Source organism: [Leptolyngbya] sp. PCC 7376, assembly GCF_000316605.1.
Classification (GTDB): Bacteria; Cyanobacteriota; Cyanobacteriia; order Cyanobacteriales; family MRBY01; genus MRBY01.
Genome location: NC_019683.1, coordinates 4006827 through 4023642 on the forward strand (window position 1 = coordinate 4006827; position 16816 = coordinate 4023642).

Annotated in this window: 9 protein-coding genes; 3 read left to right on the forward strand and 6 right to left on the reverse strand. The window is 43.4% G+C overall.

Features of this window, described 5'->3' with window-relative positions; all coding sequences use genetic code 11:
* Positions 1–79: 79 nt before the first annotated feature.
* Entirely contained in the window at positions 80–3028 is a 2949-nt protein-coding gene (locus LEPTO7376_RS18050) for a calcium-translocating P-type ATPase, PMCA-type (RefSeq protein ID WP_015135541.1), read from the reverse strand.
* Positions 3029–3229: 201 nt separating this feature from the next.
* Here LEPTO7376_RS18050 and LEPTO7376_RS23865 point away from each other — a divergent pair, with 201 nt between their 5' ends.
* Positions 3230–5989: a pentapeptide repeat-containing protein gene (locus tag LEPTO7376_RS23865; protein WP_015135542.1), complete on the forward strand. Its 2760-nt coding sequence runs from the start codon at positions 3230–3232 to the stop codon at positions 5987–5989.
* A gap of 362 nt (positions 5990–6351) precedes the next feature.
* On the opposite strand, the gene glgA is transcribed toward LEPTO7376_RS23865, so the two are convergent.
* Together glgA and moeB are read right to left on the reverse strand one after the other, a co-directional pair.
* Entirely contained in the window at positions 6352–7830 is a 1479-nt protein-coding gene (glgA, locus tag LEPTO7376_RS18060; RefSeq protein WP_015135543.1) for a glycogen synthase GlgA, read from the reverse strand.
* A 500-nt stretch (positions 7831–8330) separates the two neighbouring features.
* Complete coding sequence (gene moeB / locus LEPTO7376_RS18065; RefSeq protein WP_015135544.1) at positions 8331–9509, reverse strand: molybdopterin-synthase adenylyltransferase MoeB; 1179 nt, start codon at positions 9507–9509, stop codon at positions 8331–8333.
* Positions 9510–9775: 266 nt separating this feature from the next.
* On the opposite strand from moeB, the gene LEPTO7376_RS18070 reads away from it, so the two are divergent.
* On the forward strand, positions 9776–11173 hold the full coding sequence (locus LEPTO7376_RS18070; protein WP_015135545.1) for an LCP family protein: 1398 nt from the start codon (positions 9776–9778) through the stop codon (positions 11171–11173).
* Between the two features lie 85 nt (positions 11174–11258).
* On the opposite strand, the gene LEPTO7376_RS18075 is transcribed toward LEPTO7376_RS18070, so the two are convergent.
* Both LEPTO7376_RS18075 and LEPTO7376_RS18080 read right to left on the reverse strand, forming a co-directional pair.
* Positions 11259–11591, reverse strand: a complete 333-nt coding sequence (locus tag LEPTO7376_RS18075) for an STAS domain-containing protein (RefSeq protein ID WP_015135546.1) — start codon at positions 11589–11591, stop codon at positions 11259–11261.
* Positions 11592–11658: 67 nt separating this feature from the next.
* A complete protein-coding gene (locus tag LEPTO7376_RS18080; protein WP_015135547.1) occupies positions 11659–14043 on the reverse strand; it encodes a glycosyltransferase family 2 protein in 2385 nt (794 codons plus the stop codon).
* Between the two features lie 273 nt (positions 14044–14316).
* On the opposite strand from LEPTO7376_RS18080, the gene LEPTO7376_RS18085 reads away from it, so the two are divergent.
* Positions 14317–15435 (forward strand): hypothetical protein, encoded by a 1119-nt coding sequence (locus LEPTO7376_RS18085; protein ID WP_015135548.1) that lies wholly within the window; start codon positions 14317–14319, stop codon positions 15433–15435.
* On the opposite strand, the gene LEPTO7376_RS18090 is transcribed toward LEPTO7376_RS18085, so the two are convergent.
* Complete coding sequence (locus LEPTO7376_RS18090; RefSeq protein WP_015135549.1) at positions 15432–16805, reverse strand: DUF3131 domain-containing protein; 1374 nt, start codon at positions 16803–16805, stop codon at positions 15432–15434. The two genes, LEPTO7376_RS18085 and LEPTO7376_RS18090, sit on opposite strands and share 4 nt — an antisense overlap.
* Positions 16806–16816 lie beyond the last annotated feature (11 nt).

Consider the following 16816-nt stretch of genomic DNA (forward strand, 5'->3'; position numbering starts at 1 on the left):
ACCCGACTCTTTATCCTACTGCGATAAATTTAGGTTGCCCGGTTGATACTGTTAATCCTGCGTTGGAAGGGAAATCTGCTTAAGTTCTGGGCTGGCTACGGCGCGGAGAAACCTGCCGCCAAAGTTCTCCTAGCCAAAGTACAACGGATGTACCCACAATAATTAAAAACCAATGTTGCCAAGCGAGAGGAACCGTCCGAAAGGCGCTACTGCCCCACTGCACCATCACCACCTGACCAATAAAAATGGTTGCTACGATCGCCCCAAAGGCAGGGTTTTTTCGGAGGCCAGTGAAGGCTGAAATTGTCAGACCGAAACAGCGAGCATTAAATAAATTCCAAAGTTGTAGGAAGACGAAAATTGCAAAAAAGACGGACAATTCGTAGAGATTAATCCCGCCATCGCGCATATCGTATTTCAATAATCCGATCATACAGATCAAAAAGGTCAAGCCCAGACAGGTAATTTGGGTAGCCATTTCTGAGGTGATAATAAATGCATCTGCAGAACGAGGCGATCGCTTGAGCACTTCAGGATTTGGCGGTTCGGTCGCAAGGGCAAGAGCGGCAAAGGTGTCCATAATCAGGTTGACCCAAAGCATTTGCGTCACAGTCAAAGGCAGCTCGATCCCGATGAAAGGACCGAGCAGTGCCGTCCCCAAGGCCACCACATTAATGGTGAGTTGAAACAGCAAAAATTTCTGGATATTTTCGTAGAGCGATCGCCCCCAGAGCACAGCATTTACGATGCTACTAAAGGAGTCATCCAGCAAAATAATGTCACTTGCTTCCTTGGCGATCGCCGTGCCGCTACCCATCGCTAAACCCACTTGAGCTTGTTTAAGTGCAGCTGCATCATTTGTGCCATCTCCCGTGACGCCGACCACAGCTCCAGTTTTCTGTAAAAGTTGTACCAACCGCAATTTATCGAGGGGGCAAGCTCGCGACAAAATCCGCAAAGATTGCACCGCTTCAAAAGCTGCTTTGTCATCGAGAGCGGCAAATTGAGGCCCTGTTAAATGTTGGGGGTGGCGGGGATCGATATCTTCTGTGAGTAAGCCAATCTGACGACCAATTTCTTTTGCCGTTTGAGGACTATCTCCGGTGACAATTTTGACTTGAATCCCTGCTTCCATACAAGCTTGAATCGCTTGGGGGACATCATCTCTGAGCGGATCGACGATAGCAAAAAAGCCTAGCCAGACTAAATGTTGCTCAATCTCGGTAATTTTAAAATCACTCAGATCACCGAGAGGACGATAAGCAAAGCCAAGGGTTCGCATCCCCCGCTGCTGGAAATCTTGTAGTTTGCGGATAATCTTTGCCCGCTCGGTCAGAGGTTTAATGCCAGTGGACGTCAGCATATAATCACACCGCTGCAATACAATTTCAGGTGCGCCTTTTAGATATAAAACCTCTTCTTTGAGAATCGGCGATCGCCCCAAACTGGTCATATATTTTTTTTCTGCGGAAAAAGCCCCTTGGGAAGTTAAATCAAAATCATAGCGATAGGTTAAATAATCCAGTTTTTGATCATCGAGCCATAGCAATAATGCACCTTCCGTGGCATTGCCAATCACCTCCGGCAAACCCTCAGGAGAATATTCCAAATCAGCGGTGCTATTAGCGGCGATCGCCTCGGCGAGAATATCGTTGACCTTTTGATTGAGCTGATCCGAACTCTCCCCTAAACCCGGCACTACAATTTCCTGCACTTGCATTTGATTACAAGTGAGCGTCCCTGTTTTATCCGAGCAAATTACGGTGGTTGCGCCAATCGTTTCGCAGGCATGCATCCGGCGTACAAGATTATTTTCCGCAGTCATCCGGCGCATACTATAGGCCAAGGACAGAGTCACACTCATCGCCAAACCCTCTGGCACTGCCACCACAATAATGGTGACCGCAACCATAAAATAATTCAGCAGCGCCAGCCCCACATCACCGGGAAGCCACTCTCCAAAAGTTGTGGGCGTCCAACCGAGCTTCCCACCAATCTGCATCGTCAGCCCAAAAAAAACGATCCCAACCGCCAACATTAAGAGCCAATTTTCAGTGATTTCCGGTGGTTCTAAATCCAGTGCACTGGGTAAATAGCCCCCTTTTTTTAATAAATTGCGACCGTCATCGACCACAGGTAACCACACTGGAATGAGGACGATCATTACTGTGCTTAGTAAGATGCCAACTACATAACCCTGTTGTCCAGTCAGTAATAATTCATGGGTTAACACTCCCCTAATGAATAAGGCAATAAAGGTCAACATCGCGACCGATAAGCCCACAACACCAATGGCCTGGCTGAGTTCTTCGAGCTGCCGGTTTAGGGGCGTATTTTTATCGTCCTCAACTGTTGCGACGGCCTGGGCTAATTTCCCGATTTCTGTGCGATCGCCCACTGCCAAAACCTTACAAAAGCCATGGCCTTGGGTGACAATCGTGCTGCGATACACCCGATGAAACGGATAGGTACTTTCTTCTGCATCCGGTTGAAAGGGATCTTTGTCATGAGCTTTATAAACTGGTTCCGATTCGCCTGTTAACTTCGCTTGGTCAATATACATTGAGACACTATCGACGATATCCGCATCTGCTGGAATTTCATGTCCTTGTTCTACATATATAATGTCGCCAACTACCAATTCTTGGCGCGGTAAATTAACATATTGTCCATCCCGAATCACTTTGACATTGACCTGATCGTAGACATGGTTCAGGAGAGCAAATTCTTGATTCGCTTTAAATTCATTAAAAAATGCAACGGTAGTCGCCAATAAAATCGCGATAATAATCCCGAGTCCTTCGGCAAATTCACCCTGTAATAACCCCACCGTTAGGGCGACAACCGCCGCAATCATCAAAATACGAATCACGGGATCTTCAAATTTTTCGAGAAACAAAGTCCACCAAGGATCGCGTTGAGGTGGCGTCAAAACATTTTCGCCATAACTGGTGCGACTGGCGTTCACTTCCTCCGTTGTTAATCCCTGATAGGGAAGGTGGCGATCGCCTGTGGATGCAGTAGTCATAATGGTTTTATTTAATGCCAGTCTGTTGTGATCGTCGCTGAGGATTTCTCCATAGTAGGTTTAACCACTTTTTAAACGTGGCAAAACGTTAAGAAAATTTAGCCTCTACCAGGGATGAATACACATCCACATATATTTCTGAAGTTACTGGCTAAGATGTGAAGAGAATGAGACTAGTGCCCTCCAGCGGATAGGTTTGAGATGACGGTTACCCAAACAAAACTCACAGCAATTTTGGCACGGCTAGAGAAGCTTGAAACGCGTCAAAATCTTTTAAAAAATAATCTCCTTTCTCTGAAAAAACAGGTTGATGGCTTGGCCACTTCTTTTCAGAATCGCCCTGAGCTGGCACAGGTTCGCTCAATTCAAAATACCTTAGATGAACTCGCTCGATTTGGCGATCGCCTCGATTCCAGTATAGATATAGATGCCGCCTTAACACCACAACCGATCCGCACCTCAGAGACAACGATGGGGGGAATTGATCCCGATGTTTTGGTGATGCCAATTTTAGAGAACGATTCCGAGCTGGAGGAGGCTCTTGATGCGGATCTTTCGTCAGATTTGTCCACTCTCCTCAACACTCTGGAGATTGATGATGCGGCGAATCTTGATGGTCTGGCATTAGATCCCATGAATTTGGATATGGCAGATGCTCTCGAAGATAATGGCGGCGATCGCCTCTCGACATTAGACTTCGATTTAGACAATATTGACTTAGAAAATATCAGCCTAGACGAACTTGAACAGTTAGATATTTATGCTCTGGGAGGTGTTAGTGATGAGGTCGATCTGAGCCTCGACTTATCAGACTCATTATCCAGCGATCTTGAGGCACTAGAGCTGACAGATGTAGAACAAGTCAATGATGCGGATGACTTGCCTGAGCTTAATAATGAGCAGCTAAATGGTAATGCCGTTAGTCTTTCTGATGCTGAAGGAACACCTATATCCAAGCTTGGTGGAGAAGTTGAGCTGGAAAACATGGAGCTGGATCCATTGGCGATGAACGGGATGGATCTAGAAAATTTGTCAGATCTTGATATAGAAGAGCTTACCGGCGTGGAGCTCAATGATCTCAGTTTGGGAGAACATTTGCCGACGATTGATTTGTCTGGCGATCGCCCAGCAGAAACGGAAGATCATGATGATGAGCTAGCAGTAACAGAACCTTCTGCTGAGATGCCGATGGAGCTCGACAATATTGAATTACCGGATTTGGCGATCACCACTGATATGGGAGAGCTCGATCTCAACATGGACAATCTCGAATTAGAAATTGCAGCTGAGATGCCAGACTACGACGACATGACTGATTTTAAGGTCGAATCAGAGTCTACCATTCCGAATATTGCAGATGACTTATTAGAGCCACCATCAATTACACCAGTCCCAGAAGAAGAGATCAAATCGATCAGCACGACGGAATTTGAGCAAGTTAATGAGCCTTCACCAGGCATCACCGATGATGCGAGTCAAACTTCAGAACAACTTTCTTTAGGCACAGACGAATCAGAAATAGATCAACCCGAAATAGATGAGCCCGAAATAGACTCTTTATCTTTAGATGTAGAGGATGTGGCGATCGCCTCCCCAGAATCCCCAAATGAGGCGAGTGAAATTTCCGTAGAATCTGAATCAGCTTTATCTAATCCCCGAATACCTGTTACTGATACAGAGGATCCAGAAGAACTAACTGATGCTGAGACTTCTCTATCAGACGGAACTGCTAGTTCTATTGAATTAACTGCCGCTGAAATTGTTTCCCGTATTGAAAATCGCCAACATTATTTCATTGGGTTTCAACTTCCACAGATTCAGCTCACCCAGCAAAATCTACGGGATTGCGTCTTCGATAAAACAAACCTCAATGGCAGCCAGTTACAAAACTCTGACCTGCGAGATACCAGTTTTAAAAATTGCGACCTGGCCAATGCCAATCTCGAGTACACATCTTTAGAACGTGCCAACTTTGAACAGGCTAATTTAGCCAATGCCAATCTCAAAGGGATTTTGTTTAATGGCCGTACGAGTTTTATCAGCGCAAACCTGGAAGGGGCTGATTTGAGCAATCTGGATTTAACGCGTCCTCCCGAATTTAAACAGGCCAATTTACGACGGGCAAAGCTGATTGGCGTTAATCTACGCAGCGTTAATTGTAGTGGCTGGGATCTGACAGAAACCTTATTATGTCGTGCCAACTTAATTCATGCAGATCTGCGCAATACCACCCTCACGAATGCTGATTTATCTGGAGCAATCTATAGTACAAAAACGATGTTTCCAGAAGGATTTCAACCAGAAGGTGCATTATTAGTTGCTGCTGGTGAAGATTTGAGTAAACAAGATTTACAGCACTATGATCTCTCTGAATTAGATTTAACAAAGGTGAATTTTAGCGGTGCAAATTTAGAACAAGCCAATCTTGATAATTGTGATTTATCTGATGCAAATTTAAGCTCTGCCAACTTGCGGCGATCGCACCTAAGAGCGATTTGTTTAGAAGCTAATTTCACAGGAGCAAATCTTACCCAAGCCGATCTTTGCGAAGCCAATGTTACAGGCAGTAATTTTTCTGATGCTAATCTTCAAGGTGCAGTGCTTAAAGATGCCAATTTTACAATGACTGATTTGCGAGGGACACAATTAAAAGAATCTGATACCTATCGTATGAATTGTAATGGTGCGAACCTAGAAAATATGGATTTAACAGGTCTAAATTTCGAGGGAGATCTAAGTGGCACCAACCTCACAAATACCAAACTTTGCAACCTAAATCTCAACTTCTTAGATTTGAGTTGGGCAAACCTGACAGGCGCTGATGTCACAGGTTCTACGTTTAAAGAGACAAACTTAGATAACGCTAATTTGCGAGATGTGATCGGCTTTACACTTGATAACTACGATTACAAGTTATACCTCAACAATACAATTTTGCCTGATGGCAAGGTCTTAGATTAAGTCTTTTTGACACCGAACAATTCTGTGTTTTAAATCTTAAATTCATTTATCTCTCCTATCGGCGATCGCCCTTTTTAGAGATTGGAATTTACTTTTTCCACAATTGATCGCCTTTCTGTTCATTTGAGTATCAATAAATCACATAAATCTTGTATCTGACAATACACAAAAACAAGGAATTGGTCTTGCCTTAAGGATTATTTAACCTTTGAAGAGAAGGCTGTGGAAAACTCTGGAAATGTTGTGGAAAAGAATTTTTTTCTGTGGAAAATCGCCCCGACTAGATCTTTGACAATCTTTATCGGAGCGACTTGTTTAAATATTTAAAATGATCATTGATGAGTAACTAGACTCATAGGACATTAAACTCGAACAAAATTATAGAGTTCCTCATAATCATCTCCTGGAGAACTCCAGGAATAATCACTTTGCATTCCTTGAATCTGTAATTGCTTAAACTCTTCAGGGTAGACATAGTAAAGGCCTAATGCTCGATCCATTGCTGATTCGAGGGCATTATTATCCGTCTGGTAGAATACATAGCCATTACGTTCTTTAGTAGAACGATGTTGATCATGGTCGCGGTCAAATACTGTACTTACCAAACCGCCCACACCACGGACAATTGGCACAGTTCCGTACTTGAGACTAATCAACTGGGTTAAACCACAAGGCTCATAATTACTTGGAACCACCATCATGTCTGACCCAGCATAGATGAGGTGAGCAAGTTCTGCATTGAACCCTAGCTCGATGTGGCAATTGGGGTTGTCATTGAGATGTCCTTTCTCCCACCAGAACCAAGAATTGATCGAGTTTTCTGTTGCTGAGCCCAGAAGGACAAATTGTGCACCGCGCTCAAGTGCGTAGTACATTGCATGGTGTACGAGGTGAACCCCTTTTTGATCATCTAGACGACCGATATAGGCAACAATTGGCTTATTCGGGTCAGAGTCATCTAGAAGCAGTCTTTGTCGCAGTGCTTTTTTGTTCTTTTGCTTGTCTTGAATGCTGTCCCAGCTGTATTGAACTGGGATATTTTTGTCGCTGTCCGGGTTCCAAATACTGTAATCAATACCATTGAGGATGCCTTGAAACTTATCCTGATGGCGGTGAAGTGTATGGCCTAAACCGCAACTGATATCCGTGTGGTGTGCCTCCCAAGCGTGGTGTGGGGAAACGGTGGTGACAGCATTCGCGTAGACAATACCACCTTTCATTAGGTTTAAGGCAAAAGGATTGAAGTTATCCCGGAGGCGATCATAGTTGAAGTAGTAGCCTTCATTATTTAAGCCTGTTGCCCAAAGGACATCTGCTCCTGTAATCCCTTGGTGCTTAAAGTTATGAACGGTATAACAAATACGCTGATCCCAAAGGCCATGGTATTTATACATCTCGAAGAGCATGACTGGAACCAGACCAGTTTGCCAATCGTGGCAATGGATCACATCGGGGCGTTTGCCAGATTGCTGTAAAAATTCGAGGGCTGCTTTACTGAAAAAGGCAAAACGCATGTGGTCGTCTAAACCACCGTAGAAGTGACCTCGATTGAAGAAATTGTCTCCAGAGTGAGGCTCGATAAAAAAGCATTGTTGTCCATGTACCCAACCATAGAAAACAGTGCAGTAGATTGCGCCATCATACCAAGGTACACAAAGGTTCTCATAGGCGACATGGAGTCCCCAGATATGGTCATAGCGCATGCAGTCATATTTGGGCAGGATAATCTCGACATTATGACCTCTAATGCTGAGTTCGCGACTGAGTCCATATACGACATCCGCTAGTCCACCAACTTTCGCAACGGGTGCGCATTCTGAAGCGATTTGGACAACATACATGAAGCTTTCTTTCCCTCGGATTTAATAGGAGATTTCTAAAAATTTGTTCAACCATAATGCATCTATCTGCCAGGCAGCAACTATAAATCGGATGATGATTCATCAGTATTTTTAAGCTTTTAGATAGGTATTGTTTTGCAGAGAAAATCTATGGCAATAGTTTTCTTTTATGCCAGGGATCACTCAGTTTTTTAATGAAAAGGTTCAATCCAAGTCAGGATCAAGATATTTGCGCTTTTTGAGATGAGTATGGATGAGCAATTCTGCTTATTTAAGGGATGATTGCCATGAGAAGTCTATTGGTGATCAAACATATATCGATTGTCTGTCTATACCGGATTTTTTCTGATCGCTATATTGTCTGAAGTTTTAGGATAGGTGAAAGATTGAGGCGATCGCCAACACTTGAATTTCCTTCTCTGCACAGAAAAAAGACAGAGCTGAGAATAAATAATCAAGCAGCCCTGCCTTTAATTCAAAATGAATCGATATTGATTTATCTAATAAGTGGGAACAGAAGAATCCACTTCTTCACTCCAAGCACGAATACCACCTTGAACGTTGGTACCAGCAATTCCTACAGTATTTTGCAGAATTGTGAGTGCCTTTGCAGAACGACCGCCCATCTTACAGTGAGCAATGAGCTTTTTCCCATCAGTCACAAGTTCTTGTACTTGGCTCACACCATCACCAGTTTCAATCTCTGGTAAAGGAATCAACGTCGCACCAGGAATACTTGCGATATCGTATTCATTGGGATTACGCACATCAATAAGTACATAATCGTCAGCATCGCTATCGAGAAGAGCCTTAAGCTCTGTTACTGTCATTTCTTCCATATTGTTTTGCTGTTCAGCCTCCGCAGCTTGAGCTTGGGGAATACCACAAAATTGTTCGTAATCGATTAACTTTTCGATCACTGGACGTACAGGGTTCGGGCGCAACTTCAGCTCCCGAAACTTCATGTCTAATGCGTTATAGAGCATGAGCCGACCACTGAGAGTATTCGGCTTACCCAAAATAATTTTTATTGTTTCCGTTGCTTGGATAGTGCCAATAATGCCACAAAGCACACCGAGGACTCCGCCTTCCGCACAAGAAGGAACCATCCCTGGTGGTGGTGGCTCAGGATAAAGATCTCGGTAGTTGGGGCCGCCTTCATAGTTGAAAACAGTTGCCTGTCCTTCAAACCGGAAGATCGAACCATATACATTCGGCTTGTTTAGGAGAACGCAAGCATCATTGGTGAGATAACGAGTAGGGAAGTTATCTGTGCCATCAACGACGATGTCGTAGCCCTTAATAATGTCCAGTGCATTGTCAGCACTGAGACGTGTTTCATGAAGATCAACTTGACAGAATGGATTAATATCAAGAATTCTATTTTTCGCCGATTCGATCTTTGGTTTGCCGACCCATGAAGTACCGTGAATAATTTGTCGTTGGAGGTTGGAGAAATCGACGATATCGAAATCGACCAGACCAATGCGACCGATACCTGCGGCAGCAAGGTAAAGAAGTAGAGGAGAGCCAAGACCTCCACTACCAATACAAAGGACGCTGGCTGCTTTGAGCCGTTTTTGTCCATCTACGCCCACTTCCGGCAAAATCAAATGCCGAGAATAGCGTTCGTAGTCATCCTTTGTTAGTTCTATGGAGTCTAAATTAGGATTTAACATTAGGGTGTTCTGAGGAAAATATTTAAGATGTGAGGTCTGGGGTCACGACCAAGAACACGAGTGCAGCTTTCCAGTCTACTGCGTTGTGAGATTAGATTCTAGGTTAACGCAAGGGATTATGAATTAGGCATGCTTTCTAGGTATTGGTTGGACTTTTAGGAAAGTCAGTGGGTTGGGCTGAAGGAAAGTTTTAGGGATTCGACAATTGACCCTATAAAATTTTATTAAGGGAGATTTGATTTTTGATCTCTAGGAGAAAATACGCGATGACTCGAGGGCAAGAAGTTAAGACAGGAGAACAGGTAGCTAAGGCTTCCACAAAGCTTCTTGGCAAGCAGCAGCGTAATGCGGATGGTGGAAGGAAATTATCATTCCTGCTGAAAGGTTTTCTCTGGGGTTCGGGTTTTATGGGGACAACCCTCCTCTCGGCAGCGGTAGGCACTTGGCTTGCGCTCTACACACCCTTATCACAGATTGTCTTACCGTTTTTGCCGAGTTCTCTCGAAAGTCTGAAGCAGGAAGGTTTGCAGCAGCTTGGGAGTTATTCTCTAGGCCGACCTGTCAATATTTTAGTGATGGGGATCGACCGGGTAGAGGGTACTGAAGGCAGTGAAATATTTGGTGGCCGTAGTGACACGATGCTATTGGTTCGATTTGATCCTGAGTTAGAAAATAAGCGGGTGAATATGCTTTCTATTCCTCGGGATACTCAAGTGTTGATTCCTGATGTGGGACTAACCAAGGTTAATGATGCAAATGTTTATGGTGGTGGCAAATTAGCGGCAGAAGTGGTGAGTGAGACGCTTAATGATGTGCCTGTGGATCGCTATGTGCGGATTACGACGGATACGTTTAGGGAATTGGTGGATGCAGTAGGTGGTGTGAATGTTTTTGTGCCCTATGACATGAAATATAAGGATGAGACGCAGGATTTAGAGATTGATTTGGAAGAGGGTTGGCAGGTTTTGGATGGGGATCAGGCAGAGCAGTTTGCACGGTTCCGGAATGATGAGTTTGGGGATATTGGTCGGGTACAGCGTCAGCAGGTTTTGCTGAAGGCGTTACGGGAAAAGGTTCAGTCTCCTGCGATTATTCCGCGTTTACCGAATTTGATTAGTTTGGTGCAAGAGCATATTGATACAGATTTGAGTTGGGAGGAGATGTTGGCGTTGATGAATTTTTCGCGTCAACTGGAAAAAGATCATCTCAATATGGTGATGTTGCCGGGGCGTTTTAGTGATGCGGGGGAATATAACCGCAGTTATTGGCTGGTTTCAAATCAAGAGAAGAACCGGGTAATGCAGGATTTCTTTGGGGTGGAGCCGCCACTTCAGGTTTTGGGTGATGGTGAATCTGGGGCGATCGCCCCTCAAAGATTACGGATTGCGATTCAGAATGCGACTAATGAGAATGGTATTGCGGGTCAAATGTCTCGCTATTTGATGACTGAGGATTTTACGAACACTTATTTGGCGCGTGATTATTCCGACATCCTTGACCACACTCAAATTATTGTTCAACGAGGGGATCTTGAAGCCGCAAATTTATTACTCGATGTGATTGGTGTTGGGCGAGTAGAAGCTTCTTCAATCGGCGAAATTGAATCAGATATTACGATCCGGGTTGGGCGAGATTGGCTAGAAGCGATGGAAGAGACAGAATAATCTCGCAACCAAAAAGATAATTTAGTTCAGAATAAAATCCGAGGACTCAACATTGAGTCTTCGGGTTTCCAAGTACAAAATATCTTTAAGATGGCGAAGACTCTAAAATCGCTGCATTAAAATCATCCCGGGTTGCAAAAATGGTAAAAACACGATCCATCTTTGTTAGCTCTAAAATCATTTGTACTTGCTCAGTTAAAGAACATAAATATAGTTCTTTCTCTCCAGCACGGACAAGCTTTAAGATTGCAACGAATGCGCCAATTCCCGAGCTATTCATAAATGTAATTTTGTTTAGATCAACCAAGATGACATCAACTGGCCCCTGAAGAATATCAATAATCTGCTGCCTTAATTCATTTGTAGTGAGGCCGTCGAGAACGCCTTGAGGTTCAACAATCGTAATTTTTTTAGACATAAGATTTTTTTGTGATGATGAGAAGAATTGCTTGAAATAATTTTATTATGGAAGCAAATTGAGAATATCAATTATTATTTTTTGGTTGCCAATAAGCAGCTCTAATTACACTCCACAATAAAGCTAAATGATAAATGCACCATACTGTATTAATAAGGTAGGTTGAGCTTGATAATTTAGTGCTTATGAATACTTGAATCCCTCCCCAGATCAAAGCCAAAATTGTGGCGATAAAGAATAAAATCTGAACAGGAATAAGTCTGAAATAAACACCAGATTGCCGTTGTTTTGGTGTGACTTTGAATTTCAGAGATTTGCCAGTAAAGACACTGGTCACTGCTTGGATCTGTAATGGGAAGAGGGCGATCGCATACTGTTCATTACGCCAGAGTTCACGCCAAGGAATCCCCCAACTGGCTAGCCAGAAGGTAATACGATTCAAAATGTAGGCTGGGACGAAATGCCACGCAAAATCTATACCAAACGTATTTACTGGAATTAAGCCTGTGGTTAGTGAAACCAACGGACAAAGAAGCAATACCAAAACGAAAAAACCAGCAAAATAGCTATACATCGTCTGAAAATACTGCACGCGCTGGCTGAAGCTTAAGCCTGTTTTAAACAGAGGATTATCTCGCAAAAGTACTTGGATTGTTCCCTGAGCCCAGCGCAGTTTTTGCTGCAAAGTCGAACTCAGATCATCCGGAGCTAAACCCTCTGCTAACACTTCATCATGGTAGATCGAATACCATCCTTTGGAGTGGAGGCGCATAGCTGTATTCATATCTTCAGTGATACTAATACTCGATAGTCCCCCAATCATTTCAAACTCTTCTAACTTTCGTTCATCAGCAGCATAGTCATCTGCAAAATGTTGCAAACCCATACGAATCAATGCTTCTCGTCTCAGTACTGCATTAGTCCCTGTATAAAAGGCAGAGTTCATGCCATCTTTTCCTTGTTGGATTGGCCCATAAAAAACACGAGCATTATGACCAAATGGATCGTCAGATGGAAGGTTAGAAAAAGCTTGAGGAGTTTGGACGAATGCCACTTTGTTTAATTCATAATGACCTCGATCAACATTGAAGCGATAAAAATTTGGGATAACACGCTGTAAAAACTTAGTTTGCGGAATATGGTCTGCATCTAAAGTTAAAACGAGTTCACCATGGGTTTCACCACTAAAAATAGCATGGTTAATATTGCCTGCTTTCGCATGGTGGGGACGACCTTTTGGCTTTTTTCGAGCGATGTAACGACATCGAGGCAAGTCAATTAATCGTTGAGTATAGTTATTGACTTGTTTTTCTAATTGTTGAATTTCGCTGTTACAGATATCGGTTGTCGTGTGATGGTTTGGATTGCTAAGTAACAGTAATTCCCTCAGGCTATGAATATATCCTTGGTTTTGAGCAATGCGATCTCGCTCAGTAGAAATAGTTTCTGACTCAAATTTTTTAATTAAAACTAAGCAATTCTGTTCATTATCAGTGCGCACATATGAAAAATAATCGACGAGCTGACGAATAATGCCAAGACCTCGTCCATGTTCAGCCTCGACATCAACTTCTTCTTTCAAGTTTTGGAGATGAGCCTCTAGATCAAAAAAGCTTCCTTGATCCCAAATTTTTAGGATAAAGGCATGGTTAAAAAGAGAAAACTCGAGGTCTATTTTTTGATCTGGTGATAGATATTTATGGGCATGGGTAATGGCATTATCTAAACCTTCTCCAAGAATAGTTTGACAAATAATCCAAGTCTTTTCTGAAACTTTGTTTGGGCGAAGCTGATTAAGCCAGTCCATGACATAGGCTAATTCTTGTTTTTTGCTTGGGATGCTCAGTTGATAGGAATCTATAAATCCTTCTACTTCTACTAAATCTTTTTTGAGGATTCTGAGTTGATTAATACGAGTTTCACATCGATATTTTTGTTGGTTGATATGTTCAGCAGCATTCTTTACAGCTGGTGTTTTTAGATCTTCGAGACACAAGGTTGCGGTCATGTCTCTCATTTCAGGAGAGTTGCCATCATCAAGGATATACACCCGCAATTTTTCGGAAGGATAGTCCATTTTTAGGGCAGCTCTAGCGGTGAGCTCAACCATATCTGCTGGTTCGTTGTAGCAGGTGATGAAAATATCAACGGTGGGATAGTTTTCTGTCGGAAAGCTTGGGGTTAAGGCGGCTAAGCTTTTCGTGGTGCGCTTAATGGGCCGCCACAGGGAGTAGAAAAACATCACTCCCCCAAAAAACATATAGGTTTCTGCGCAAATGAGGGGCACAGCAAACCATAATGCCTGCATGTTTAATGAGTCTGTCCAGCGCCAATGTAGGTACCACACCCCGATAATGAGGTTAACGATCACCATATAGCGTAAGAGCAATGTGCGATCGCGTAGGGTAACGGTTTTATTTTTCAGAGAAAGTTGTGGTTCTAGGGTGCTCATAGAATGAACAGAGGTTCACTATCTGGTGATTTATGTGCTGGTTGGGTTAGGGGGATTGTTTCTGGTGGATCTTATCTTTCTTGTTTCGCTTCTTCTCTACTGAAACCGGATATTTTAGGTGTATGTAACTTGTACTAGGAATATATTAATTGTTGTCTTTTTTCGAATCTCTACTCTGATTTTGTTAGAAATTGAAATTGATTTTTTAGACAAAAATGGGTTACTGATTTCAAATATCAAGGGTGATATACACCCTCAAAGAGATATCTATTTATGAGCCAAATGCAAGGGAGTACGCTGAGATATTTAGTCGTTGGATTAATGTTTTTTGTGATGTATGACTTGGTTGATGGGGGAATGGCTCAGGCTCAGGTTCGGAGGGTTAGTCGAGAACGTTTTTTTTATTTGGCAGCGCCTCAAAATTTGAATCCAGGTTTACGGGAGCAGCCCGTTGAAATAGAGGTGGAAGAGGAACCGACGATCGCCCCAGAGCTTGAACTTGATCAAGAGTCTGAAACTCCTACAGTGCCACTATGGAAGCCAGAATCAGTCACGGTGGACTTTAAAGATAATGTGAGCAATTTTGGGCAAGATAATCAGTTTATTGAGCCGACTGTTACTGGCATTCTACCGAATGGCGATCGCCTGAGCATTACAAGTGGCTTGAACCAATTTCAGCAGCCGGAGATAAATTCTGTTCAAAATATTCCCTTTAAACTGGACTGGGAAGGAGAAATTGCTGGTTTAGCAACAAGCATTGGTGGTGGCATTGACTGGTTTGATGAAGTGCCTCTCGCCCTAAATTTTCGTGCCCAGACTAGTGTCCCCATCGGCAAAAAAGCGAAATTATCGTTCCATATCGAGCATAGCCCCTATAAATTCAACGCGGAAACCATCCAGAATGAAATCAAATCTTGGCGTTACGGCCCCAATTTATTCTGGCAAATCTCTCCCGATACAACTTTTTTTAGTTTGGTGCGCTGGGGTCGCTATAACGATGGCAATCATGAGCAACAATCCTTTAGCCGCCTAGAGCATACCCGTGGTGAATTTAAGGTCGCAGCCAATCTATTTAATTGGCGATACCGAGAAGACAATGAATCAGTGAGTGGTTATTTTTCCCCCTTAGATTTTTTGGTCGCTAATGGCGAAATTGTTTGGGAAAAAGACATTTTTGATTGGTTATCCTGTCGAGCCGCGGCCTCTGCTGGTCAACAACATTCCGAAGGGGAATGGACTTTTGCCTATGGCTACAACGGTAAATGCACCACAAAGGTTAGTGACAATGTGGAGTGGGATCTCGGATACAACTTCAGCAATATCCCCGGCGAAGGAGGCAACAGCATTTTTAATGACCGGACTTGGAGTAGTCAATTGCGTGCCAAGTTTTAGCTTTCTGATTCCTTTGGAGTTTGAGCGGTGTTGAGACGTTGCAGTATGGATTGGTTACCAAGAGCTTTGTAATAAAGGATTTCGAGGATTAAACCGTTGGTATTGCCTGTCAAAATAGTATTGATATTGCCTGTTTCCTCATAAATACCAGCATAAAATCCATCACCATTGGGGTCTTGCAAATTTTGGGTCGCTTTAATGAGTTCGAGAGAGTATGTTTTTTTAGGGAATAGGTAATACCAACCAAAAGCAGCTTTTGTGCTGAGGGTACGGAGTTGCGGGTAAGGTTCGTTGTCTTCGGTAATCACTGCCCAAGGTTCACCGTTGGCAAACAGAGTACTGTAGAGAAAATGCGGAGCTTGATCTATATTGTCTTCGGATACAGCAGTTAAAAAGCCGGTTTCTTGATAGCGATTTTCTTGGGCTTGAAATAGAGATTCTGCATGTTGTGCCATGGTTTCATCCCAACCGAATTCGATCGCTTCAAGGATATAGGACTCACTCACGACGTAGTTATTGGCATTCGTGCTTTCGTAATCGCGGCTATCCACAGGAATTTCAATGCCGGATATGGTTACCATCTCCATCGGTTCGAGGGCGATCGCCTCCTCTACCTGAAAGCCCCAGAGTTCATAGCCGCGTGCCGCATATTCTTCATAACCGAGCCGTCCTTCTTGGAGTAATGTGATGCTGCCATCTTCGGTGATCGCCGCGCCATAGAGCTGACCATCTTTAATAGAACGAGGCAGTTGCCAACTGGAAATAATCCCAGAAATCCAGTCTTCATATTGGGGATGGCAGGAGCGAATAATATGTAGCGATGTCAGTAGTCGCCCCAAGTCTAAGGCTGACCATCCAATCCCTTCAGTCGTTGGTTGATTGCCATAGTCCACCATCTCTGCGGTAGCGCTGTTGTAAACCTTATTCGGTAAGGCATTGTCAACAAGGGGAAGCTCACCAAGGGTATTTAGAAATTGATTCAGTTGGACATCAAAGGTTGCTTGGTCAATCATGCCGAACCATCGCACGGCATTCAGGGCCATCAGGTAGTTGCCTTGGTCCCAGAGAGTCCCTGACGGAAATTGATCTGCCGCATTGGTGAAACCTGTTTCTGATTGGTAGTTATTGACGAAATATTGCCAAGCCGCCGTTGCATATACTTGTTCTTTCTGAGTGAGTGGGCTTTGCAAATCGCCACAAATAGCATTACTCAACTCGGTCTCTTCAGCAGCGACAGGACTTACTTCTTCTTCTTCTTGGAGAGCTATCGGTGCTGGCGTTTGGGTACAGGCGATTAGGGTATTGAAACTGAGACTACCAAGACAAAGGGATATTAATGATTTACGAGAAATGTATTTGAAAAAATTCATGGTGCTTGGGG

Excerpts from the sequence above, each read along its gene's own strand:
- LEPTO7376_RS18050 (WP_015135541.1), bottom strand. The coding sequence starts at position 3,028 with ATGACTACTGCATCCACAGGCGATCGCCACCTTCCCTATCAGGGATTA.
- LEPTO7376_RS23865 (WP_015135542.1), top strand. The coding sequence starts at position 3,230 with ATGACGGTTACCCAAACAAAACTCACAGCAATTTTGGCACGGCTAGAG.
- glgA (WP_015135543.1), bottom strand. The coding sequence starts at position 7,830 with ATGTATGTTGTCCAAATCGCTTCAGAATGCGCACCCGTTGCGAAAGTT.
- moeB (WP_015135544.1), bottom strand. The coding sequence starts at position 9,509 with ATGTTAAATCCTAATTTAGACTCCATAGAACTAACAAAGGATGACTAC.
- LEPTO7376_RS18070 (WP_015135545.1), top strand. The coding sequence starts at position 9,776 with ATGACTCGAGGGCAAGAAGTTAAGACAGGAGAACAGGTAGCTAAGGCT.
- LEPTO7376_RS18075 (WP_015135546.1), bottom strand. The coding sequence starts at position 11,591 with ATGTCTAAAAAAATTACGATTGTTGAACCTCAAGGCGTTCTCGACGGC.
- LEPTO7376_RS18080 (WP_015135547.1), bottom strand. The coding sequence starts at position 14,043 with ATGAGCACCCTAGAACCACAACTTTCTCTGAAAAATAAAACCGTTACC.
- LEPTO7376_RS18085 (WP_015135548.1), top strand. The coding sequence starts at position 14,317 with ATGAGCCAAATGCAAGGGAGTACGCTGAGATATTTAGTCGTTGGATTA.
- LEPTO7376_RS18090 (WP_015135549.1), bottom strand. The coding sequence starts at position 16,805 with ATGAATTTTTTCAAATACATTTCTCGTAAATCATTAATATCCCTTTGT.